Annotated in this window: 22 protein-coding genes; 11 read left to right on the top strand and 11 right to left on the bottom strand. The window is 64.5% G+C overall.

The window, feature by feature from the left end; translation table 11 throughout:
• Positions 1 to 147: 147 nt before the first annotated feature.
• Together VVS03_RS03490 and VVS03_RS03495 are read left to right on the top strand one after the other, a co-directional pair.
• A complete protein-coding gene (locus VVS03_RS03490; RefSeq protein WP_368519548.1) occupies positions 148 to 738 on the top strand; it encodes a DUF3558 family protein in 591 nt (196 codons plus the stop codon).
• Complete coding sequence (locus tag VVS03_RS03495) at positions 738 to 2,531, top strand: hypothetical protein (RefSeq protein WP_368519549.1); 1,794 nt, start codon at positions 738 to 740, stop codon at positions 2,529 to 2,531. The genes VVS03_RS03490 and VVS03_RS03495 overlap by 1 nt, the downstream gene beginning before the upstream one ends.
• 95 nt (positions 2,532 to 2,626) lie before the next feature.
• On the opposite strand, the gene VVS03_RS03500 is transcribed toward VVS03_RS03495, so the two are convergent.
• From VVS03_RS03500 to VVS03_RS03510, 3 genes are all read right to left on the bottom strand, one after another.
• On the bottom strand, positions 2,627 to 3,118 hold the full coding sequence (locus tag VVS03_RS03500; protein WP_368519550.1) for a hypothetical protein: 492 nt from the start codon (positions 3,116 to 3,118) through the stop codon (positions 2,627 to 2,629).
• A gap of 44 nt (positions 3,119 to 3,162) precedes the next feature.
• On the bottom strand, positions 3,163 to 3,687 hold the full coding sequence (gene greA, locus VVS03_RS03505) for a transcription elongation factor GreA (protein ID WP_368519551.1): 525 nt from the start codon (positions 3,685 to 3,687) through the stop codon (positions 3,163 to 3,165).
• 222 nt (positions 3,688 to 3,909) lie between these two features.
• On the bottom strand, positions 3,910 to 4,413 hold the full coding sequence (locus tag VVS03_RS03510) for a DUF4307 domain-containing protein (RefSeq protein ID WP_368519552.1): 504 nt from the start codon (positions 4,411 to 4,413) through the stop codon (positions 3,910 to 3,912).
• Between the two features lie 163 nt (positions 4,414 to 4,576).
• Between VVS03_RS03510 and mca the strand changes: the two genes are divergently transcribed.
• The 3 genes from mca (at position 4,577) to VVS03_RS03525 (ending at position 6,684) form a co-directional block, all read left to right on the top strand.
• A complete protein-coding gene (gene mca / locus VVS03_RS03515; RefSeq protein ID WP_368519553.1) occupies positions 4,577 to 5,467 on the top strand; it encodes a mycothiol conjugate amidase Mca in 891 nt (296 codons plus the stop codon).
• 85 nt (positions 5,468 to 5,552) lie between these two features.
• Entirely contained in the window at positions 5,553 to 5,861 is a 309-nt protein-coding gene (locus VVS03_RS03520; RefSeq protein ID WP_368519554.1) for a hypothetical protein, read from the top strand.
• A gap of 52 nt (positions 5,862 to 5,913) precedes the next feature.
• Positions 5,914 to 6,684, top strand: a complete 771-nt coding sequence (locus tag VVS03_RS03525; RefSeq protein ID WP_368519555.1) for an isoprenyl transferase — start codon at positions 5,914 to 5,916, stop codon at positions 6,682 to 6,684.
• A gap of 27 nt (positions 6,685 to 6,711) precedes the next feature.
• Here VVS03_RS03525 and coaA read toward each other — a convergent pair whose 3' ends face one another.
• Complete coding sequence (gene coaA / locus VVS03_RS03530; RefSeq protein ID WP_368519556.1) at positions 6,712 to 7,638, bottom strand: type I pantothenate kinase; 927 nt, start codon at positions 7,636 to 7,638, stop codon at positions 6,712 to 6,714.
• 193 nt (positions 7,639 to 7,831) lie between these two features.
• On the opposite strand from coaA, the gene glyA reads away from it, so the two are divergent.
• Entirely contained in the window at positions 7,832 to 9,133 is a 1,302-nt protein-coding gene (gene glyA, locus VVS03_RS03535; protein ID WP_368519557.1) for a serine hydroxymethyltransferase, read from the top strand.
• Between the two features lie 46 nt (positions 9,134 to 9,179).
• Here glyA and VVS03_RS03540 read toward each other — a convergent pair whose 3' ends face one another.
• Positions 9,180 to 9,524 carry a DUF5997 family protein gene (locus VVS03_RS03540; RefSeq protein ID WP_368519790.1) on the bottom strand — a complete coding sequence of 115 codons (345 nt, stop codon included), beginning with the start codon at positions 9,522 to 9,524 and terminating at the stop codon, positions 9,180 to 9,182.
• An 84-nt stretch (positions 9,525 to 9,608) separates the two neighbouring features.
• Here VVS03_RS03540 and VVS03_RS03545 point away from each other — a divergent pair, with 84 nt between their 5' ends.
• The 4 genes from VVS03_RS03545 (at position 9,609) to VVS03_RS03560 (ending at position 13,309) form a co-directional block, all read left to right on the top strand.
• The gene (locus VVS03_RS03545) at positions 9,609 to 10,295 is read left to right on the top strand and encodes a LysR family transcriptional regulator substrate-binding protein (RefSeq protein ID WP_368519558.1); all 687 of its coding nucleotides are present in this window, start codon (positions 9,609 to 9,611) and stop codon (positions 10,293 to 10,295) included.
• A 120-nt stretch (positions 10,296 to 10,415) separates the two neighbouring features.
• Positions 10,416 to 11,051: an LGFP repeat-containing protein gene (locus VVS03_RS03550; protein ID WP_368519559.1), complete on the top strand. Its 636-nt coding sequence runs from the start codon at positions 10,416 to 10,418 to the stop codon at positions 11,049 to 11,051.
• A gap of 251 nt (positions 11,052 to 11,302) precedes the next feature.
• The gene (locus VVS03_RS03555) at positions 11,303 to 12,676 is read left to right on the top strand and encodes a PhoH family protein (RefSeq protein WP_368526542.1); all 1,374 of its coding nucleotides are present in this window, start codon (positions 11,303 to 11,305) and stop codon (positions 12,674 to 12,676) included.
• 81 nt (positions 12,677 to 12,757) lie between these two features.
• A complete protein-coding gene (locus tag VVS03_RS03560) occupies positions 12,758 to 13,309 on the top strand; it encodes an N-acetyltransferase family protein (protein WP_368519561.1) in 552 nt (183 codons plus the stop codon).
• A 173-nt stretch (positions 13,310 to 13,482) separates the two neighbouring features.
• Here VVS03_RS03560 and VVS03_RS03565 read toward each other — a convergent pair whose 3' ends face one another.
• The 5 genes from VVS03_RS03565 to glpX all read right to left on the bottom strand — a co-directional run bounded on the left by VVS03_RS03565 (position 13,483) and on the right by glpX (position 18,903).
• Complete coding sequence (locus VVS03_RS03565; RefSeq protein WP_368534605.1) at positions 13,483 to 15,042, bottom strand: MDR family MFS transporter; 1,560 nt, start codon at positions 15,040 to 15,042, stop codon at positions 13,483 to 13,485.
• On the bottom strand, positions 15,036 to 15,665 hold the full coding sequence (locus tag VVS03_RS03570) for a TetR/AcrR family transcriptional regulator (protein WP_368519563.1): 630 nt from the start codon (positions 15,663 to 15,665) through the stop codon (positions 15,036 to 15,038). The genes VVS03_RS03565 and VVS03_RS03570 overlap by 7 nt, the downstream gene beginning before the upstream one ends.
• 98 nt (positions 15,666 to 15,763) lie before the next feature.
• Complete coding sequence (locus VVS03_RS03575) at positions 15,764 to 16,291, bottom strand: hypothetical protein (RefSeq protein WP_368519564.1); 528 nt, start codon at positions 16,289 to 16,291, stop codon at positions 15,764 to 15,766.
• A 77-nt stretch (positions 16,292 to 16,368) separates the two neighbouring features.
• Positions 16,369 to 17,769 (bottom strand): class II fumarate hydratase, encoded by a 1,401-nt coding sequence (locus VVS03_RS03580; RefSeq protein ID WP_368519565.1) that lies wholly within the window; start codon positions 17,767 to 17,769, stop codon positions 16,369 to 16,371.
• Between the two features lie 114 nt (positions 17,770 to 17,883).
• Positions 17,884 to 18,903, bottom strand: coding sequence for a class II fructose-bisphosphatase (gene glpX, locus VVS03_RS03585; RefSeq protein WP_368519566.1), 1,020 nt, complete (start codon positions 18,901 to 18,903; stop codon positions 17,884 to 17,886).
• 216 nt (positions 18,904 to 19,119) lie between these two features.
• On the opposite strand from glpX, the gene VVS03_RS03590 reads away from it, so the two are divergent.
• Positions 19,120 to 19,716 (top strand): DUF4245 domain-containing protein, encoded by a 597-nt coding sequence (locus VVS03_RS03590; protein ID WP_368519567.1) that lies wholly within the window; start codon positions 19,120 to 19,122, stop codon positions 19,714 to 19,716.
• Here VVS03_RS03590 and VVS03_RS03595 read toward each other — a convergent pair.
• Positions 19,697 to 20,056 (bottom strand): hypothetical protein, encoded by a 360-nt coding sequence (locus VVS03_RS03595; RefSeq protein ID WP_368519568.1) that lies wholly within the window; start codon positions 20,054 to 20,056, stop codon positions 19,697 to 19,699. The two genes, VVS03_RS03590 and VVS03_RS03595, sit on opposite strands and share 20 nt — an antisense overlap.
• Between the last annotated feature and the right edge of the window lie 60 nt (positions 20,057 to 20,116).

Raw genomic sequence — 20,116 nt, forward strand, 5'->3', positions numbered from 1 at the left:
GCCGACAAGGAGCTTCCAAGTGCTTCGCCCCGGTAATAAAAGCCAAGCTCGGGGTAGCTTTTGTTGCTGGGGTGGCGGTCTCACACGTTGAGGTGGGGCACGCAGAAAGATCGGGGGGATCACATGGTTAGAAAGGTACTGAGCAGCGTGGCACTAGCCACAGCCTTTCTCGCCGGGGGTTGTTCCGGAGTCGGTTTCTCTGAAACAGGCTCGGAGCTTTCTGCCGAGGATGAGCACAACACCATTGGTGCCGAGGGGGCGGCGTCCGAGCCCGCGGATGTTGCATCCGACGCAGAACCCCACAGCTCAAACTCCGAGTCCACGAAGTCCTTGCTTCCTCCACTAGGGGAGCCGGATGCCATGGACCCGGGGTTTGAGCTCTTTAAACCTTGTCAGGAAATCACCCAGGAAGAATTCACGGAAGCTGGATTTGGGAAGCCCGAGGAAGGTTACTGGGGAGAGCTAGTTTGTAGCTTCGTGGAGGGAGAGGAGCGAGATGTAGTAGTAACACTGGCTTCTCAAGAATTTTCTCCTCAAAACAAAGAGATGAAAGACGAGGAAGTCGATGGTCTCTATCTTGAGACGAGTGAAGAATCGGCGGGGAATTCTTGTATCGCGTATCTAGATACTATCGGAGGGACAATAGTGTTAGTAAGAACTTCATTAGAAAAAGAGACCACGGCTCAAGCTTGCGAAGGAGCTGAAGTAGGAATCAAGGGATTGGCGGGGTTAACTTAATGTTTTACATCGACGTCCGCGAGCTCGAGATGGCTTCTGAGTCCATGCGGAGGCTTCGAGAAAGAGTTAGCCAGTTAAATAGTTTCGGTTTCGACGTCTTAGACTTCGGCTTCTCGCCCATTACTGGCATTGACCGGGCGGGGGATATCCACGGGCGGGCGGTGCATATGGACCCGGCGTCGGCGTTTAGTACTTTGGAAAAGTTTGCGGGCCAGTTGGGCTGGATGGCATCGGTGCTGGGGGATGAGGCCCAGGGTTTCGAACAGCAGGAAGATGCGAATGCTCATGGCCTGGATATTGCGGATGCTGGCGGGGCGGTAGGCAAGTCGGCGATGCCGATTGTGAACCAGCCGGAGCCGGGCTACAGTCCGTTTAGCTTTGTGCCGCCGGTGGTAAATACGGGGTCGTCGCTGTTTGGTCTGGTCCAGGGCTTCTTGTTTACGAATATGGGCCGGATTAGCAACACGATTCACCGCTGGCAGCAGTTCGCGTCGCGGGTCAATGGGATTTCCAACGAGATGGATGCGCTGGCGGGGCAGTTGCAGTCGCGCAACCAGTCGGAGACCACGGATCGGGCCGCGGCCAAGATTCGGGAGGTCGCGGCCACGGGTCGGCAGTTCGCGGCTAATGCGACGGTGATGGCTGGGAAGAACTCGACCATGCTGGCGGGCCTGCAAGCTGACCAGGTGGTGGCGTCGGTTGACTGGGGTACGGTTCTTGCCATCCCGGATCCGGTGGCGCGGAAAGCGGCGGAGCAGGCGATGCTGCTCAAGCACCAGGGGACTTTGCAGAATATTGTGCTGCAGTCCATGCCGATCCAGCGCAGCCTGATGGACCAGGCCCCGGCCAGCGGTGGTGGGGACCTGCACTTGGGGATGGGGGCCGTGGATGGAAACGGGCAGCGCTATTCCACCGAGGGAGTCACACTGCCACAGCAGATGCAGGAGCTTATGAACCGCCCGGGCGTGGGCCCGGGCTCCTTCGAAGTCGCAGACGGCCAGATTAGTGCGGTCGACGGGGTGGGCCTGGACGCCGCGACGCGGCAGGAGATGCGCGATGCCGCCCACCGCGGCAGCCAGTGGCTGGCCGACCACGGGCTGATTCCGGCCGGGGATTCGGCGTTCAGTGGCGGGCAGATGGCAACGCACGCGGCCAACGTGGCGGCGCCGAGTATGCCGGGCGCGGTGGTGCCGGGTGCATCGGCAGCAGGTGGTGTAGCGACACCGGCCGGTGCGCCGGGCACTGTCACCCCGGCCGGGGCGTGGGCCGCACCAGGCGCCGGTCGACCGGGGATTGGGGCAGCGGGCGGTGGCCTGGCCGGAAGCAACCGCGGGGCGGCCTTCTTGCCGGGGAGTGCCTTCGGAGGGATGACCACGGCGGCGCCGGGTGCGGCCGGCGGTTCCGGCCATGGTTCAGCCGGAGCGCGCGGTGGCCTGCGCGGCGGGGTGCCGGGGGCTGCTGGCATCGCTGGTGTCCCGGGAGCGGCCGGCGGTGGCCTGGGCGCTGGTGCCGGGGCTGGTTCGGGTGCCGGCGGTGCCTACGGGCAGAGCCCGGCGCAGCAAGCCAACAAGGCTGCGGCCGGGGCGTCGCAGAATGGCCGGGCAGGAGGCATCGGCCGCGGAATGGCGCCCATGATGGGCATGCACCGCGGGGGACACTCGTCGAAGGAGTCCTCGCGGTCGGTGCGCGCGGTCGTAACCGAGGTCGAAAAGGACCCGAACCGGCTAGCGCTGCTGGGCCAGCGGCCGGCGGTCGTCCCCGGCGTTATTGGTGCCTGGGTGCGCGAAGACTAGGTTCTGTTAGGTCTTTTAGTCCCTTAGCTGGACAACAAAACCGCCCCGCGGGAGTGCGTGTGTACTCCGGCGGGGCGGTGGTGTTTAGGGGGAGATTAGTTCTCGCCGACGACTTCGCCGTCGACGGTGATCTCCGTGAAGGTCAGGCCCTGCGGGGACTCGGCCGGGCGGGAGAGGACGACCTCGACCTCTTCGGTGTTGGCGCCGCCGGCGCGGGTGCCGGTGCCGCGGGCGGAGTCATTGTCCCACTCGGTCCACTCGATGTTGGTGATGGAGTCGGTGGTGTCCTCGCAGTCCAGAGCGATGGAATCCGGCTCAGCGACGGCGATGGACTCGCAGGTCAGGTGGCGCGGGGCGCCGGCCGCGGCCAGGGTCGGCTGAGCCGAGGAGGGCTCAGCGGTGGTGCTGGCGGAAGAACCCGCGCCGGACTCGGCGGCGGAGCTGGACGGCTCAGCGCGGTCGGTGAAGGTCGAGGCGTTGTCGATCTTCTCCTCGGACGGGTTCTCGTGCGGCGGGTGGCAGGCAGCAAGGCCCAGGGCGGAGACTACGGCGAGGCCGGCGGTAGCGAGGCGAGAAAACTTCTTCATGGGGAGTGCTCTTTTCTGAGTTAGGGGGATCGCAGAAATGTGGATTAAGACTGCTGGCGCGGGGTAGCGGCCTTAGCAGAATCATACGGCTTGGCCGACAGGATCGTGACCGAATTGGTCTTGCCGCTCGGAGCGGTGTATTCGCGGGTCTCACCCTCGTGAGCGCCCAGGATGGCAGCGCCCAGCGGGGACTGCTCAGAGTAGGTCTCCAGGTCCTTGTTGTCGGAGGCGGCAGCGCGGGTACCGATGAGGAAGGTTTCCTTGTCGTCCTCGTCGCCGTTGTAGTAGACGTGCACCACGGAACCGATGTGGGCCACGCCCTCCTCGACGCCGGAGCGCTCCGTGGTGGAGTTGGCCAGCACCTCGGAGATCTGCTTGATGCGGGCCTCTTCCTGGTCCTGCATCTCACGGGCGGCGTCGTAGCCGGCGTTCTCCTTGAGGTCGCCCTCTTCGCGGCGCTCGTTGATCTCGGCGGCAACGACGGGGCGGTGATCGATAAGCTCCTGGAGCTCTGCCTCCAGCTTGGCCTTGGTCTCCGGCGTGATGTACTGCTTTTGCTGTTCAGCCATGGTGCACCTTCCCTAAATTCATCTCAGATTGTTCACCGTGCCACTACCTGGCCGGTGGTAAATGGTGGGGTCGGCCGGCGAAAAAGAAACAGGCACGGTCGACCCACGTAGCGCCCCGAATTTTAGCACAGCGGCTAGGCCGCACTTGTGTGCGTCCCCCAAGACTGGGGCCAGCGGGTCCCGCCGCACGGCGGAGTAACGGTAGCGGCGTGGGAGCCGGGATTATTCGGCGTATTCGGGGTTGTCGACGTCGAGGTAGGCCGGGATCTGGCTCGAGCAGCCGTAGACGCCGCCGGCGACGGCGCGGTCATTGGTGGGGATATCGACCGCGATGCGCATGCTGTCCTTACCGTTGGCAGGGATGGGGATTTCGCGCCGGCCGACCTCGGCCTTGGAGTAGTCATAGGCCTGGACGATGCAGTATGCGGCCTCGTCAGGGGAGTTGCGGGTGACATCCGCCCACACGCGCAGGGTGTGATCGTCGCGGATTTCGTGGGTGACGTAGGAGATTTCCGCGTTGACCTTTTCTTGCTGCATGAAATACTGCACGCCGTAGAAGATCATGGCCAGGATGATCGCGCCGATGACGAGGGCGATTGCCTTGCCCGTGAAATCCTTCGGGGCGGTGCGGGTGCGGGTGCCGCCGTAGCGGGCCGACAGGACCGTGCTCGTGGGCCGTGCTGCCGATGCCCCACGCGGGGCGCGCTGGTCTCCTCCGGAACTCATGAGCCACAGTCTAGTCAGAGTGCCCGGCGTTCGGGAATTCGCCGTCATCGCTTAGGATAGATCCGCATAGGCTCAGGCGGTTGAACGTTCGCGCCCCGCACGCGGGCGCCACGCACCGGATCTGAGCCGGACGGTAAATCTACGATTGAGGATGTTTTAGCACGTGACTGGATTGCGTCTGTTAGCTATTCACGCCCACCCGGATGACGAGTCATCGAAGGGCGCGGCCACCACCGCCAAGTACGCCGCCGAAGGCGACGAGGTGCTGGTGTTGACCTGTACCGGTGGCGAGCGCGGCGACATCATCAACCCGGCGATGGACAAGCCGGGCATTAAGGAGCGGATGAAGCAGGTCCGCCGCGAGGAGATGGCCGCTGCCGCCCAGGCGCTGGGCGTTAAGCACCACTGGCTCGGCCACGTCGACTCCGGCCTGCCCGGGGACCCGTGGACCGAGGACATCCAGGCGCTACTGCCGGAGGGCTGCTTCGCCGCGCTGGACGATGCCGTGGTGGCCCAGGAATTCGTCCGCGTCATCCGCTCCTTCCGCCCCCACGTCATCGTCACCTACGACGAGAACGGCGGCTACCCGCACCCGGATCACCTGATGGTGCACCGGGCCTCGATGATCGCGTGGGAAAAGGCCGGGGATCCGGGCTACCACCCGGAGCTCGGCGAGGCCTGGGAGCCGCTGAAGCTGTACTACTCCCACGGGTTTATCTACCAGCGGATGAAGATCTTCCACGAGATGCTGCTCAAGGAGGGCAAGACCAGCCCGTACGCCCCGATGATGGCGCGCTGGGACGAAGGCTTCGGCGATATTATGGCCAGGGTTACCACTCAGGTAGAATGTAGTGAGTACTTTGCCAACCGCGAGGCCGCCCTGCGGGCGCACGCGACGCAGATTGACCCGGCCGGCGCTTTCCTCGCGACCCCGGTTGCGGTGCAGCAGAAATACTGGCCGACCGAGGAATTCGAGCTGGCGCGCACGCGGGTGTCCACGTCGCTGCCGGAAAACGACTTGTTCGCCGGGATTTCTGCGGACAGCGAACGCTAACCGCGCAGCACACGCTTCTTGCCCCGCGTAGTGAGCAGTATTATTGAACCTATCGGGCATTTCTAACCAGGAGGACGAAGCCCCTATGAGTATCAGCGATCACGTGATTTACGCCGCCAGCGACCCCAGCTTCATGCTGCTGGCCCAGGGCGGCTCCGACGGCCCGGTCGGGCCGGAGTTCGGTAAGGCCTCGCCCATCGGCCTGCTGATCCTCGCCATCATGGGCGTCTTCGTCATCATGGCGGGGTGGTTCTTCCACCGCCGCTACTCCCGTTTCCGCCGCCGCACCCTCTTTGCCGAGGCGCACGGCATCGATCCCTTCGACAAGGAGACGCTGGACGCGGCCATGGCAGAGGCCGGGGTCCTCGACCGTCGCAAGTCCTCGAAATTCTAGACATTCAACCGCATTTGGCTCGAGAGAGGCAATAGCCAGCTACACTAAGGGCGTGAATTTCGTGCCAGCTTTGCTCTACCCGCTCTACGAAGCCCGGCTCCTGCGGGGGCTCAAGGGCAAACCCCAGCCTAAGCACGTCGCGATCATGGCGGACGGCAACCGCCGGTGGGCACGGGAAGCTGGTTTTACCGACATCAGCCACGGGCACCGGCAGGGGGCCAAGAAGATCGGCGAGATGATCTCTTGGTGCGCCGATACCGAGGTGGAAGTTGTCACTATTTATCTGCTTTCGACGGAAAACCTCAAGCGCCAGGAGGCGGAGGTCAAGCTCCTCTTCGACATCATCTCGGATGTGGTAGAGACCCTCTCGACGGGCGATCTGGGCTGCCAGGTCCGCTTGGTCGGGCACTTAGACCTACTGCCGGACCCCGTCGTCGATCGCATGCGTCAGGCCGCCGAAAAGACGCAGGATAACTCCGGGGTCATCGTCAACGTGGCCGTCGGCTACGGCGGCCGGCAGGAGATCGTCGACGCCGTCCAAGACTTGGTGCGCGCGGAGGCGGCCGAGGGCACGACCGCGGAGGAGATGGCTGAGCGCGTGACCGCCGAGTCCATCTCGCACCACCTCTACACCAAGGGGCTGCCGGACCCGGACCTGGTCATCCGCACTTCGGGCGAGCAGCGCCTGTCCGGCTTCCTGCTCTGGCAGGCGGCCTATTCCGAAATCTGGTTCACGGACACGTACTGGCCGGCCTTCCGCAAGCTCGACTTCCTGCGCGCGCTGCGTGACTATTCGCAGCGCTCCCGCCGCTTCGGCAAGTAGGACGGGGAGTTCAGCGCGGAGTTTTGTTTAAAGCTTGCGCATGCGCACTTGCTCGACCAGGTGGTTCGGGCCCTTGGTGAGCACCAGGGAGGCCCGCACGCGGGTCGGCAGGATGTTTTCTACCAGGTTGGGCAGGTTAATCGACTGCCAGATCTCGCGGGCCTGGGCCGCGGCCTCGGGGTCTTCCAGCCCGGCGTAGTGGGCGAAGTGAGCGCCCGGCTTGCGGAAGGCCGTGTGGCGCAGCCGCAGGAAGCGATCGATGTACCACTGTTCGATGACGCTGGTGCGGGCGTCGACGTAGACCGAGAAATCGATCAGGTCGGAGACCATTAGCGTCGGGCCGGTCTGCAGCACGTTGAGGCCTTCCAGGATGAGGATGTCGGGCTGCTCGATGACCTGCTGCTCGTCCGGCAGGATGTCGTAGACCACGTGGGAGTAGACGGGGGCCTTGACCTGCGCGGCGCCGGACTTGACCTCGGTGACAAAGCGCAGCAGCGCGCGCCGGTTATAGGACTCGGGGAAGCCCTTGCGTTGCATCAGGCCGCGTTCCTTGAGCACCTTGGTGGGGTAGAGGAAGCCGTCGGTGGTCACCAGGCTGACCTTCGGGTGGTGCTCCCAGCGCTGCAACAGCACCTGGAGCAGGCGCGCGGTGGTGGACTTGCCGACGGCCACGGAGCCAGCCACGCCGATGACGAACGGGACGTTGGCGGGCGGATTGCCCAGGAATTGTTCGGTGGCGGCCGTGAGCTTCTGCCGGGCCTCGACCTGCATGTGGATGAGACGCGACAGCGGCAGGTAGACGTCTGCGACCTCGTTAAGGTCGATGTTCTCCCCGAGGCCGGATAGCTTGGCTACCTCTTCTTCGGTCAGCACCTGGGGCATAGATTTGCGCAGCTCGCGCCAGGAATCTCGGTCGAAGTTCAGGTAGGGGCTGGGGTCATGCGTGCGCGCCATAGCCCCTATTGTTCCAAAGCTCCCTCCAAGCGGGTGTAAACGGGTAGCGGGAAACGCCGAACTAAACGGGAAAGTACTCACTTTCGTTAAGATAAGTGGCACGCCTAATACAACCCCGGGGCGTTCGGCTTTTGAGCGGGCCGGGGAGTGGCGGGTGAGTTTAGCCCCACAAGGAAGGTACGGAAGAATTTCTATGACTGCTTCGAATAACGCGGACGTTCGCTACCAGGAGCTGCGTGAGCTGGATCCGGACACGCACGCGGCGATCACCGGTGAGCTCGCCCGACAGCGAGACACCCTGGAGATGATTGCCTCCGAGAACTTCGTCCCGCGCGCGGTCCTGCAGGCCCAGGGCTCGGTGCTGACCAACAAGTACGCGGAGGGCTACCCGGGTCGCCGCTACTACGGCGGCTGTGAGCACGTCGACGTGGTCGAGGACCTGGCGCGCGACCGGGCGAAGGAAATCTTCGGCGCGGAGTTCGCCAACGTGCAGCCGCACTCCGGCGCCCAGGCCAACGCCGCGGTCCTGGCCGCGCTGGCCGAGCCGGGCGACAAGATCCTCGGCCTGTCCCTGGCCCACGGCGGCCACCTGACCCACGGCATGAAGCTGAACTTCTCCGGCAAGCTCTACGACGTCGCCGCCTACGAGGTGGACCCGGAGACCATGCGCATCGACATGGACAAGCTGCGCGAGCAGGCCCTGGAGGTCAAGCCGAAGGTCATCATCGCCGGCTGGTCCGCCTACCCGCGCACCCAGGACTTCCAGCGCTTCCGCGAGATCGCCGACGAGGTCGGCGCTTACCTGTGGGTCGATATGGCCCACTTCGCGGGCCTGGTCGCGGCCGGCCTGCACCCGTCGCCGGTGCCGTATGCAGACGTGGTCACCACCACCGTCCACAAGACCCTGGGCGGCCCGCGCTCCGGCATAATCCTGGCCAAGCAGGAGCTCGCCAAGAAGCTGAACTCGAACGTCTTCCCGGGCCAGCAGGGCGGCCCGCTGATGCACGTCATCGCGGCCAAGGCCATCGCCATGAAGATCGCCGGCACCCCGGAGTTCAAGGAGCGCCAGGAGCGCACCCTGGAGGGCGCGAAGATTATCGCCGAGCGCCTGACCCAGGACGACGCCAAGGGCGCGGGCATCGACGTGCTCACCGGCGGCACCGATGTGCACCTGGTGCTGGTCGACCTGCGCAACTCGGAGGTCGATGGTCAGCAGGCGGAGGACCTGCTGCACGAGGTCGGCATTACCGTCAACCGCAACGCCGTGCCGAACGATCCGCGCCCGCCGATGGTGACTTCGGGCCTGCGCATCGGTACGCCGGCGCTGGCCACCCGTGGCCTGGACGCGGAGGCCTTCACTGAGGTCGCCGACATCATCGCCACCACTCTGGTGGAAGGCGATAAGGCGGACAAGCAGGCGCTGCGCGCCCGCGTGGAGGAGATTACCAAGCAGTTCCCGCTGTACGAGGGACTCGAGGACTGGAAGCTGCTCTAAGGATTGGGGCCTGCAGCTAGGCTCAGCGAGGGCCTAGCTGCAGCTTTTATTCGGACGCCTCGTTGGCGCCCGAGTGGTTGTCCCGTTCCTGGGCGTGCTGCGTGCGCGCGGCGCGCAACCACTCGGGCTGGTTTTCCAGCAGCTCCTTGATCTGGGCTGTGGTCAGCGGGGCGTCCATGTCGTTCTTTTTCAGCGAGGTCACCGAAATACCTAGCTTCTGGGCGACCACGGGGCGCGGGTGCGGGCCCTCGCGTCGCAGGATGGCCAGCCACTCTGGGGGATTGTGCTGGAGCTCGCGGAGCTCGGCGTGGGTGACCGCGCCGGTTTGGAAGGACTCCGGGGCGGCCGGCAGGTAGATGCCAAGCTTCTTCGCCGCGGTCTGCGGGCGCATGGCGGTGCCGGAGGGCTGCTGCGGGGAATCTTTTTGGTAATCAGTCACAAAGATAACGGTAGCACTTTCGCTAGGATAAGGACCATGTTGCGCCTAGCATTTGCCACCGGCACGGAGCCGGGAAAGTGGTTTCGTCGGTTCCGGGAAAACACCGCTCACGGGGGACTGGAAACACTGGACGCGGACGACGCGCTTGCCGCCCTGTTGGAAGGGGGAGCGGATCTGGCGCTGGCGCGGGTGCCGGCCCGTGGGGATGAGCGCATCGACAGCTCCTTCCACGTGGTGCGCCTGTACGCCGAAGCCCCCGGCGTGGCCGTTCCCAAGGACTCGGTCTACGCCGAGGTCGGCGAGGACGTCCGCGCAGAAGACGTCGCGGACGAGTACCTCAACTATCGCATCCCGGATTCCGGGCTCGTGGACGTCGAGGCCGTGCGCGCCGGGCTGCAGGTGGTCGGCGCCAACGTGGGCATCGTTATTGCTCCGCGGCCGCTGCTGAAAGTGCTGTCCAAAAAGCAGGTGGTGCCGCTGGGGCTGGTGGACGCCGAGGTGCCGCGCACGGAGATCTGCCTGGTGTGGAAGAAGGACCGCGACGCCGACGACATCCAGGACTTCGTGGGCGTGGCGAAGGGCCGGACGAAGAACTCCTCCCGGCAGGAGAAGCCGAAGCTCAGTGCCCGGGAGAAGACCAAAGCCAAGCAAGCGCGGCGCGCGGCCGCGCGTTCGTTACCAAAAAGTAAGAAATCCTCTGACCGGCATAAACGGCGCAAATAGTTAGATGAAATCCCATAATTTCTGACTAAAGTTTGGGATATTTGTTGAAAAACTCTGGATGCGTTCTTACGGTGGAAGTTGCTGTTAAAGCGTATTTATCAACGAAAGTGAGGATCAACCATGAACAAGATTTCTCGTCGTGTAGTTGCCGGCCTGGCCGCTGCCACCCTGTCCTTCGGCGTAGTTGCGTGCTCCGACGCGGAGAACGCCGCCAACGACGCTAAGGACACCGCCGGCTCCGCCGCCAACGAGGCAACCGACGCCGCTGGCTCCGCCGCTAACGAGGCCACCGGCTCCAACGATGACGACGCCGACGACAAGGCTGACGATAAGGGCGACGACGCCGACGACAAGGGTTCCAACGGCGACAAGAAGGCCGTGACCACCGCCGCCGGCGAGAAGGAAGTTCCGGCTGATTTCGCTTCCGCCATCGAGGACAAGACCTCCGAGTGGGGCGAGCCGAAGGACATCACCGAGGGCGAGAACGGCTCCGTTGCTACCTTCGACGACGACAAGCTGCTGGCTTACTCCGAGGAGACCGGCGCCCAGCCGGTCATCGGCAAGATCGCTGAGACCTGGACCGCCGAGGGCGGCGTCGACAGCAAGGTCGGCCTGCCGACCGCTCCGGAGCAGCGCGACGACGATGACGACGACGGCTTCGAGGGCTGGAAGCAGAGCTTCACCAACGGCTCCATCGAGTGGGACTACGACGATGACCACGGCCAGTACGAGGCCGACATCGACGTCAACGACTAATCTTTCGCAGCGCCTCATTAAGGCGCGCTGATTCACACCCGCGGGAAGCGGCGGCAGTATTTGGCCGCGGCCCCGCGGGTTTCGTGATGGTTAGGGAAGGGGTGGCCGGGATGTTGCGGCTAGTTTGACTAATGTTCATCTTTCACCCATGTGATTTCAACCTAGCCGGCCTACATTGGGTGGTGTCCGCACGGGCCGGGCACCACTGGTTCGTGATTGACCGCCAATTTTTAAGGGAGCACCTTAAAGCCATGACCTATCCGACCACGACCTCCACCCTTCCGCTTACCGACGCCCACCTCGACGGTTCCGTCAAGACCAAGACTTATGTTCTGGATACTTCCGTGCTGTTGTCCGACCCCTGGGCGCTGAAGAAATTCGCCGAGCACGACATCGTGCTGCCGGTAGTTGTTATCTCGGAGCTGGAAGGAAAACGTCATCACCCAGAGCTTGGCTGGTTCGCCCGCCAAGCTCTTCGTCATTTGGAGCAGCTGCGCGTCACCTACGACCACCTGGACCAGCCGGTACCCGCCAACGAAGAGGGCGGCACCCTGCGGGTGGAGCTGAACCACCAGGACCAGTCCCTGCTGCCGGCCGCCTTCCGCGGCCCGGAGGGGGACCACCGGATTCTGGCCTGCGCGCTGAACCTGGCGCACGAGGGCAAGGAGACCGTGCTGGTGACTAAGGACGTGCCGCTGCGCGTCAAGGCTGGCGCCGTGGGCCTGCCGGCGGACGAGTACCACGCGCAGGACGTCGTGCTGACCGGCTACACCGGGATGGCGGACGCCGCCTTGCCGGGCGAGGTGATTGACGAACTCTATCGCGATGGGGAAGTCGTGATTGATGACGTCCGCACCCGCGAGGGCACGCCCGTGGCCGAGCTGCCGGTGCACTGCGGCGTGAAGCTGTGGGCCGGCCAGCAGTCGGCGCTGGGGCGCGTGGCCGCGGACGGTTCCGTCCAGGTCGTGCGCGGCGACGTCAACGCCTTCGGCCTGCAGGGCCGCTCGGCCGAGCAGCGCATCGCCCTGGACCTGCTGCTGGATAATTCCGTCGGCATCGTCTCCGTCGGCGGCCGGGCCGGTACCGGCAAGTCGGCGCTGGCGCTGTGCGCCGGGCTGGAGGCCGTGCTGGAGCGCGGCGAGCACCGTCGGATCGTGGTCTTCCGCCCGATGTACGCGGTCGGCGGCCAGTCCCTGGGCTACCTGCCGGGCTCCGAGTCGGAGAAGATGAACCCGTGGGCACAGGCCGTCTACGACACTCTGGACGGGCTGGTCTCCGAAAACGTCATGGATGAGGTGCTCGACCGCGAGCTCATCGAGGTCCTCCCGCTGACCCACATCCGCGGCCGCTCCCTGCACGACTCCTTCGTCATCGTGGACGAGGCACAGTCGCTCGAGCGCAACGTCCTGCTCACCGTGCTCTCCCGCCTCGGGCGGGGGTCCCGCGTCGTGCTGACCCACGACGTCGCCCAGCGCGATAACCTGCGCGTCGGCCGCCACGACGGCGTGCAGGCCGTCATCGAAAAGCTCAAGGGTCACGAGCTATTCGCGCACGTGACCCTGCAGCGCTCCGAGCGTTCCGCCATCGCGGAACTGGTCACGGACCTGCTCGAAGGCGATCACTAAAAGCACTGGTGAGCACGCTCGAAACGCGGTTTTGGGAAACCGACTAGCGCGCAAAAACAACTGCAAGGAATAATGGACAGCATGTCTAAAAAGTCGTTCAACATTCGTCCGTTCCGGACAAACGATTACCCGCAGATGATGCATATTTACGAGGAGGGCCTGAACACCGGCCACGCCACGTATGAAACGACGGCATTGTCGCTCGAGCAATTCACCAACGCCAAGATCCTGTCCACCGTCTTCGTCGCCGTCGAGGAAGACGATGACAACAAGGTCGTCGGCTGGGTTTCGGCCGCCCCGATTTCCTCCCGTTCCGTCTTCCACGGCGTGGTGGAAGACTCCATCTACGTCGACCCCTCGGCCCAGGGCCGGGGCGTGGCCGGCGCGCTGCTGGACAAGCTCATCGAGGTCTGCCAGGAGCTGCACAAGTGGGCCATCCACGCGTGGATCTTCCCGGAAAACACCGGCTCGGCCAAGCTGCACGAGTCCCGCGGCTTCGCCAAGGTGGGTACCTATTCCCACCTGGCGAAGATGACCTACGGCGAGCTCGCCGGCCAGTGGCGCGACACCGTCGTCTACGAAAAGCTGCTGCCGAAGCCGGATGCGCCCGGCACCGCGCCCGCTGAGGACTAGCTCCGCTCAACCGCTACTGCACGCAACGCGTTCCTACCTTGGGTAGGGGCGCGTTTTGTCTTTGGGGCACCGACCCCTCAGGCAGGCGAGAAAAGAAGATGGCCACCCGCGCCGCGGCTGGTTCGCAGTGCGGCAATGGGTGGCCATCGTTGGCATGGGAGTAGGTAAGGGGTTTAGGAGATGGTCTCCTTGAGGTGCTCCTCGCGCAGCGGTAGCAGGAGCAGTAGGGCGATGATGGCCATCGGGACCATCAGCAGGATGACGGGGGTGAGGCCGTCGTTGTAGGAATTCAGGATGGCGTCCTGGACCGGGCCGGGCAGGTTGGCGACCATGTTCGGGGTCAGGGAGTTGGCGCCGCCGCCATTCTCGCTGAACTTCTGGGCCAGGGCCGCGCCCTGCTCGCCCATCTGGGCGAAGGCCTTGGGCAGGCGGGTGGCCATCTCATCCTGCATGTTGTGGATGAACATGGAACCGACCAGGGAAGCGCCCAGTGCGGAGCCGATCTGGCGGAAGAAGTTGTTGGCCGCGGTCGCGGTGCCGACCTGGGCCAGCGGGAAGGAGTTCTGGACGATCAGGACCAGCACCTGCATGACCAGGCCGAGGCCGACGCCGAAGACCAGGAAGCGCACGCCCAGCTGGGTCAGGGAGGTATCCACGGTCAGCTGGGAGAGCCAGTAGAGGGCGCCGGCGGTAATCGCCAGGCCGACAATCGGGTAGATCTTGTAGCGGCCGGTCCGGGCGATGATGAAGCCCACGCCGGTGGAGGTGCCGATCAGGCCGACCATCATCGGAATCATCATCAGGCCCGCCTCGGTCGGGGTGAGGGTGTGGACCATCTGCAGGTAGGTGGGCATATAACCCAGCACACCGAACATCGCCAGGCCCAGGACCATGCCGGAGGCGGTGGTCAGCACCATGTTGCGGTTCTTAAACAGGTGCATCGGGATGAGCGGCTCGGCCGCGCGCAGCTCGATCAGCACGACCAGGACGGCGCCGATGACGGTGATGGCGGCCAGGGTCAGGATGACCGGATCGGACCACTCGTATTCGGTGCCGCCCCAGGTGGTCATGAGGATCAGGCTGGTGGTGGTGATGGCGATGAAGGTCGCACCCAGGGTGTCGAACTTCTGCAGGTTCTTCTCACCGACGCGCAGGTGGAGCACGGCGATGCTCACGCCCATGGCCAGAATGCCCAGCGGGATGTTCATCCACATGCCCCAGCGCCAGCCGGGGCCGTCGGTGAACCAACCGCCCAGGACCGGGCCGAGCACGGAGGACAGGCCGAAGACGCCGCCCATGATGCCCATGAACTTGCCGCGCTCACGGGCGGAGGTCACCTCGGCCACGATGGCCTGGGAGGAAATCATCATGAAGCCAGCGCCGAAGCCCTGGACGGCACGGCCGATGATAAGCAGCGTCATCGAGTTGGCGAAGCCGCCGATGGTGGAGCCGATGACGAAGGTGAAGGTACCAGCGATATAGATCCACTTGCGGCCCATCTGGTCGCCGAGCTTGCCGGAAATCGGCATAGCGATGGTCATAGTGACCAGGAAGGCGGAAATAACCCAGCTCATGTGGTCGACGCCGCCGAGCTCGCCCACGATGGTGGGCAGGGCCGCGGAGAAGATCATCTGGCCGAGCGAAGACATCAACATTGTCAGCACGAGCGCGCTGAAGATGAGCCCGAGGTTGTCGGCGCTCTTTTTACCCGCGTGGGGGTTTGCAACTACCATGCCAGGCCTTTCGCGTACGAAGTAATAATTTGAGCAGAACGACGGAGATTCTCCGTCAAAGATTTATCGGTGGAGTAGAAGTCCCCGGTGGCCACCAGCCACAGCGACTCACGAAGCAGGGAGGCGATGAGCGCGGCCTCGCACCGCGGGGACATTCTCGGGTTTTGTTGGTCGTCCGGGGTCTTTTCCAAGCGCTTCTCGATCAGCTCGCGCAGCTCCTGGGCCTTGGCCCGCTTGCGGGCGAAGGACTCGGCGGCTACCTCGCTGTCTTGGGCAATTCTTTGCCGACGCGCGTGGATTTCCGGGCTGTCGTAGTGATCGTCTACGTGCTTAGCGATGAGGGTGAGGCTGAGCTCCAGAACGTTGTCGGTGGGGGTGGTCAAAAACCACTCGGTCAGCTCCGGGGAGAATTCCCGGGACGGGCTGCCCATGACCGCCGAGGCCTTGGAGTCGAAGTAGTTGAAGAAGGTGCGCCGGGAAATGCCGGCGTCCTCGCAGATCTCTTCTACCGTTACCGCCGCGAAGCCGTGTTCGTCCACGAGCTTGGTGGCGGAGTCTTCGATCCGGCGCCGCGTCTTGCGGCGCTTCTGTTCACGCAGTCCTACACAGTCATCGTCTTGCACGGAGTGCAACTTTACACGCGGTGCAAGTTTGCACCAAGTGCAACGACTATGATTTTTCGAAAACTCTCGGCCGATTGTTTCCGGCGTTACATCGTGGCCTATTCGGCGGTCAGCGTGCCCCGGACCAGGCCGGCATCCGCAGCCTCATCGCGCGGGGTATACGTCGCGCGCAGGCCGTGGTCGGCGGGCTCAAAAGCCCAGGTCCCGTCCGCCTGGCAGCGCCCGGCGAGGGTCTCGGCGTCGAAAACCACCCGAGAGCCGTCGGCCTCCGGATCGAAGAGGTAGACCTGGCAGTTTTGGTCCGGGTAGGTCACGATCCCCGTCTGCCCGGTCAGCGCCGCGACCGCGGTCCAGGGAGTATCGGCGGAGTCTTCCTCGCTCAGCTCGCCGTAGAACATGCCGCGGGCAGAAGCGGAGCCGGGATCGGTATGCAGCTCGAAGTCGCCGCCCGCGTCGTCGCGGGCGGTGGGGAGGGAAAACGGCGCGGGCTCGCTGGGGGCCGGGCGCAGCAGGTAAGCGGCGACGGCTGCGAGAAGCGCTAGCACTATCACGGTCACCCCGGCGAGGATGAGGCGGCGGCGGGAGCGACGGGACTCGCGGTAGCGCGTGAAGGTATCGGCAGGCATGACAAAAGCATAACGCCTCCCGCCGGCCCGACTGGGACCGGTGGGAGGCGTAGGTCAGCTTTTAAACGCTGGCGGAACTAGAAGTTGTCGCGGTCGGTGTTGGCCATGTCCAACACGTTCAGGCGGCGATCCAGCTCCCCCTCGGTGAGGTTCTCGCCGTCGACGAAGCCCAGGTCAATGACGGCCTCGCGCACGGTGATCTTCTCGTGGAGAGCGTGCTTGGCGGCCTTGGCGGCGTTCTCGTAGCCGATGGCGGAGTTCAGCGGGGTGACAATCGAGGTCGAAGACTCAGCGAAGGTCTTCATGCGCTCCTCGTTGGCGGTGATGCCGTCGATGCACTTCTCGGCGAAGACGCGGCCGGTGTTGGCCAGCAGGCGGGCGGATTCCAGCACGTTGCGCGCCATCATCGGGATGAAGACGTTGAGCTCGAACTGGCCCTGGGAACCGCCGAAGGCGACGGCGGCGTCGTTGCCGATGACCTGAGCGGAGACCTGGGTGGCGGTCTCGCACAGGACCGGGTTGACCTTGCCCGGCATAATCGACGAACCCGGCTGCAGATCCTTCAGGTGGATTTCGGACAGGCCGGTCAGCGGGCCGGAGCCCATCAGGCGGATGTCGTTGGCGATCTTGTACAGGCTCACAGCCACGGTGCGCATAGCGCCGGAGAACTCCACCAGGGAGTCGCGGGCAGCCTGGGCCTCGAAGTGGTTGTGCGCCTCCTGCAGCTCCTCCAGGCCGGTGAGCTTCTTGAGCTCCTCGGTGACCTTCGCGCCGAAGTCGGCGGAGGTGTTCAGGCCGGTGCCGGTGGCGGTGCCGCCGATGGCCAGCTCACCCAGGCGCGGCAGGGTAGCCTTGACGCGCTCGATGCCGAGCTCGATCTGGCGAGCGTAGCCGCCGAACTCCTGGCCCAGGGTGACCGGGGTAGCGTCCATCAGGTGGGTGCGGCCGGACTTGACGACGCCCTTCCACTCCTGTGCCTTCTTGAGAAGCGACTCGTGCAGAACCTCCAAGCCCGGGATGAGGTCGTTGACGGCCTCGTAGGTGGCCGCCACGTGGGTGGCGGTCGGGAAGGTGTCGTTGGAGGACTGGCCCATGTTGACGTGGTCGTTCGGGTGGACCTCGACGCCGGCCTTAGCAGCCAGGGAGGCGATGACCTCGTTGGTGTTCATGTTGGAGGACGTGCCGGAGCCGGTCTGGAAAACGTCGATCGGGAAGGCGTCGTCGTGCTGGTTGTCAGCAATCTCCTTGGCGGCGGCGATGATGGCGTCAGCCTTGTCCGCATCCAGGGCGCCGGAGTCCTTGTTGACCTGGGCGCAGGCCGCCTTCAGCAGGCCGAGGGCGCGGATCTGCGCGGACTCGAGGCCACGGCCGGAGATCGGGAAGTTATCCACCGCGCGCTGGGTCTGGGCGCGCCACAGGGCGTCCTTCGGGACCTGCACTTCGCCCATCGTGTCGTGTTCGATGCGGTACTCAGTCATGAAAAACCTCGTCTTCCTTAAGTTGGATTAATTGAGCTGTTGAAAACTGCGTTACAGCCACCTTTCAGTATGACAAAAAGCACGCGGGAGGGGGCTGTGATGAGTATGTCCGATTTATTCGTTCGGATCCGAGTAGTCGACCACGGAGTATTCCCGCAGCTTGGACATCTGGTGGATCGAATCGATGTAGCGGATGGTGCCGGACTTCGAGCGCATCACCAGCGAGCGGGTGGTGGCCGAGTGGGCGCGGTAGGACACGCCGCGCAGCATGTCGCCGTTGGTCACGCCGGTGGCGGCGAAGTAGCAGTTCTCGGAGGAGACCAGATCGTCGTTGGTCAGCACGCGGTCTAGGTCGTGGCCGGCAGCCTTGGCCTTTTCCGCCTCCTGCTCGTCCTTCGGCCACAGCTGGCCCTGGATCTCGCCGCCCATGCACTTCATGGCGCAAGCGGTGATGATGCCCTCCGGGGTGCCGCCGATGCCCATCATGATGTCGATGGAGTTGCCGTCCTGGGCGGCCGCGATGGCGCCGGCGACGTCGCCGTCCATGATGAGGCGCACCTTCGCGCCGGCGGCGCGGATCTGGGAGATCAGATCGTCGTGGCGCGGGCGGTCCAGCACGACGACGGTGATGTCCGACGGGCGCAGCTTCTTGGCCTTGGCCACGGCGTTGATGTTGTCCTCGACGGAGGCGCTGATGTCGATGTGGCCCTTGGCCTCTGGGCCGACGGCGATCTTCTTCATGTAGAAGACGGCCGAAGGATCGTACATGGTGCCGCGCTCGGCAGCGGCGATGACGGAAATCGCGTTCGGGCGGCCCTCGGCCATCAGGCGGGTGCCGTCGACCGGGTCCACCGCGATGTCCATCGCCGGGCCCTCGCCGGTGCCGACCTCTTCGCCGTTGAAGAGCATGGGGGCTTCGTCCTTTTCGCCCTCGCCGATAACCACGACGCCCTCCATGGACACGGAGTTGATGAGCTTGCGCATCGCGTCCACGGCGGCGCCGTCACCTTCGTTCTTCTGCCCGCGGCCAACCCACCGGCCCGAAGCCAGGGCGGCGGCTTCGGTCACCCGCACCAGCTCCATGGCTAGGTTGCGATCTGGTGCCTCCGGGGTTCCAGCGTGAGAATTCGACATCGAGGAGATTACCTTCCTTTTAATGCTGTGAGGATCTGAAAATTATCCACCCTCTATTATCCACGCCGATAGCCATTTCCACCCGCAGTACGCCCCACCTGTGGGCAAACGCCCCCGAAAGTGGGAAGTCCCGCGCGTCCGGGCGCGGGTCCGGCGGACGCTGCGGGCGGGGAGAGGGTTTTTCTTACGGCGTTGCCAACTGCCATACTGGAGGGCGTGGCTGCAGAGAATAAACCCAAACTTTTCGAGGGCGGCAAGGACATGATCCTGTCGCTGGGCGTGACCGTCATCGCGATGTTGGCGGTCGTCGGCGCGACCGGCCTGTGCACGGTCAACCCGGAAGACTCGCCGCACGCCGAGGTCACCGAGGTGGACGCGGAGAACTTCCTGCGCATGGAAACCCAGGCCACCGGCGTTCCGGCCCGCCTGCCGCAGCTGCCCGATGGCTGGTACGCCAACTCCGCCCGCCGCGGTCAGGTCGCCGGCGAGCCGGCGCCCATCGTCGGCTTCGTCACCGCCGAGAAGGGCTACCTCCAGGCCACGCAGACCACCGTCGACTACGACGAGGTCCGCCGCGGCTATGACGGCAACTACCGCGAGCACACCGACACCACCGAGATCGACGGGCAGACCGTGGAGATCTACACCAGCGACGACAACGACGTCCGCGACCTGTGGGCCGCCGACCTAGGCGACGTGCGGGTTATGGTCTCCGGCTCTGCTAACGATGCCGACTACCGCACCCTCATTTCTGCCATCGTGGCCGCCGAGCCCGTCGCCGAGGCGGGAACGCCTAGCGGCGAGCAAAAGTAACGGTTTCCAGCCGGTCGGTAAATTCCACGCTGACACCCGGGCCCTGGGCCAGCTCCGCGAGCTCGTTCTGGGTCAGCCCGGTCAGCTTCTCCTTGGCCTGGAAGACGTCGATCTTCTCCCGGCTCAGGTGCGGCTTGACGATGACGTCCGCGACGCCGTCGTCCTCGAAGGTCAGCGCGATCGCGCCGTTGAAATAGCTGATGACGTCGCCGGCGGCCTGGTGGGCTGGGCCGAAAAACTCCTCGACTAGCGCGCGGGAATCACCAAAAAAGACTGCCCCGGCCGAGCCGGAGGCGGAGACGAAATCGACGCGTTCGCCCGGGTAACCATAAATCTGCAACGTGGTGCCTTTCTCTGTTCTAAAAGTAGCTAGCTGTTAAACCGCAAGGGTGCGCGGCGC

The sequence above is a fragment of the Corynebacterium sp. LK2537 genome, from assembly GCF_040946485.1.
In the GTDB taxonomy this organism is placed as follows: Bacteria; Actinomycetota; Actinomycetes; order Mycobacteriales; family Mycobacteriaceae; genus Corynebacterium.

Bases quoted from the DNA above. Each gene is read 5' to 3' on its own strand.
- VVS03_RS03495 (WP_368519549.1), top strand. From the start codon at position 738: ATGTTTTACATCGACGTCCGCGAGCTCGAGATGGCTTCTGAGTCCATG.
- VVS03_RS03500 (WP_368519550.1), bottom strand. From the start codon at position 3,118: ATGAAGAAGTTTTCTCGCCTCGCTACCGCCGGCCTCGCCGTAGTCTCC.
- greA (WP_368519551.1), bottom strand. From the start codon at position 3,687: ATGGCTGAACAGCAAAAGCAGTACATCACGCCGGAGACCAAGGCCAAG.
- VVS03_RS03510 (WP_368519552.1), bottom strand. From the start codon at position 4,413: ATGAGTTCCGGAGGAGACCAGCGCGCCCCGCGTGGGGCATCGGCAGCA.
- VVS03_RS03520 (WP_368519554.1), top strand. From the start codon at position 5,553: ATGAGTATCAGCGATCACGTGATTTACGCCGCCAGCGACCCCAGCTTC.
- coaA (WP_368519556.1), bottom strand. From the start codon at position 7,638: ATGGCGCGCACGCATGACCCCAGCCCCTACCTGAACTTCGACCGAGAT.
- glyA (WP_368519557.1), top strand. From the start codon at position 7,832: ATGACTGCTTCGAATAACGCGGACGTTCGCTACCAGGAGCTGCGTGAG.
- VVS03_RS03540 (WP_368519790.1), bottom strand. From the start codon at position 9,524: ATGCGCCCGCAGACCGCGGCGAAGAAGCTTGGCATCTACCTGCCGGCC.
- VVS03_RS03545 (WP_368519558.1), top strand. From the start codon at position 9,609: ATGTTGCGCCTAGCATTTGCCACCGGCACGGAGCCGGGAAAGTGGTTT.
- VVS03_RS03550 (WP_368519559.1), top strand. From the start codon at position 10,416: ATGAACAAGATTTCTCGTCGTGTAGTTGCCGGCCTGGCCGCTGCCACC.
- VVS03_RS03555 (WP_368526542.1), top strand. From the start codon at position 11,303: ATGACCTATCCGACCACGACCTCCACCCTTCCGCTTACCGACGCCCAC.
- VVS03_RS03560 (WP_368519561.1), top strand. From the start codon at position 12,758: ATGTCTAAAAAGTCGTTCAACATTCGTCCGTTCCGGACAAACGATTAC.
- VVS03_RS03565 (WP_368534605.1), bottom strand. From the start codon at position 15,042: ATGGTAGTTGCAAACCCCCACGCGGGTAAAAAGAGCGCCGACAACCTC.
- VVS03_RS03575 (WP_368519564.1), bottom strand. From the start codon at position 16,291: ATGCCTGCCGATACCTTCACGCGCTACCGCGAGTCCCGTCGCTCCCGC.
- VVS03_RS03580 (WP_368519565.1), bottom strand. From the start codon at position 17,769: ATGACTGAGTACCGCATCGAACACGACACGATGGGCGAAGTGCAGGTC.
- glpX (WP_368519566.1), bottom strand. From the start codon at position 18,903: ATGTCGAATTCTCACGCTGGAACCCCGGAGGCACCAGATCGCAACCTA.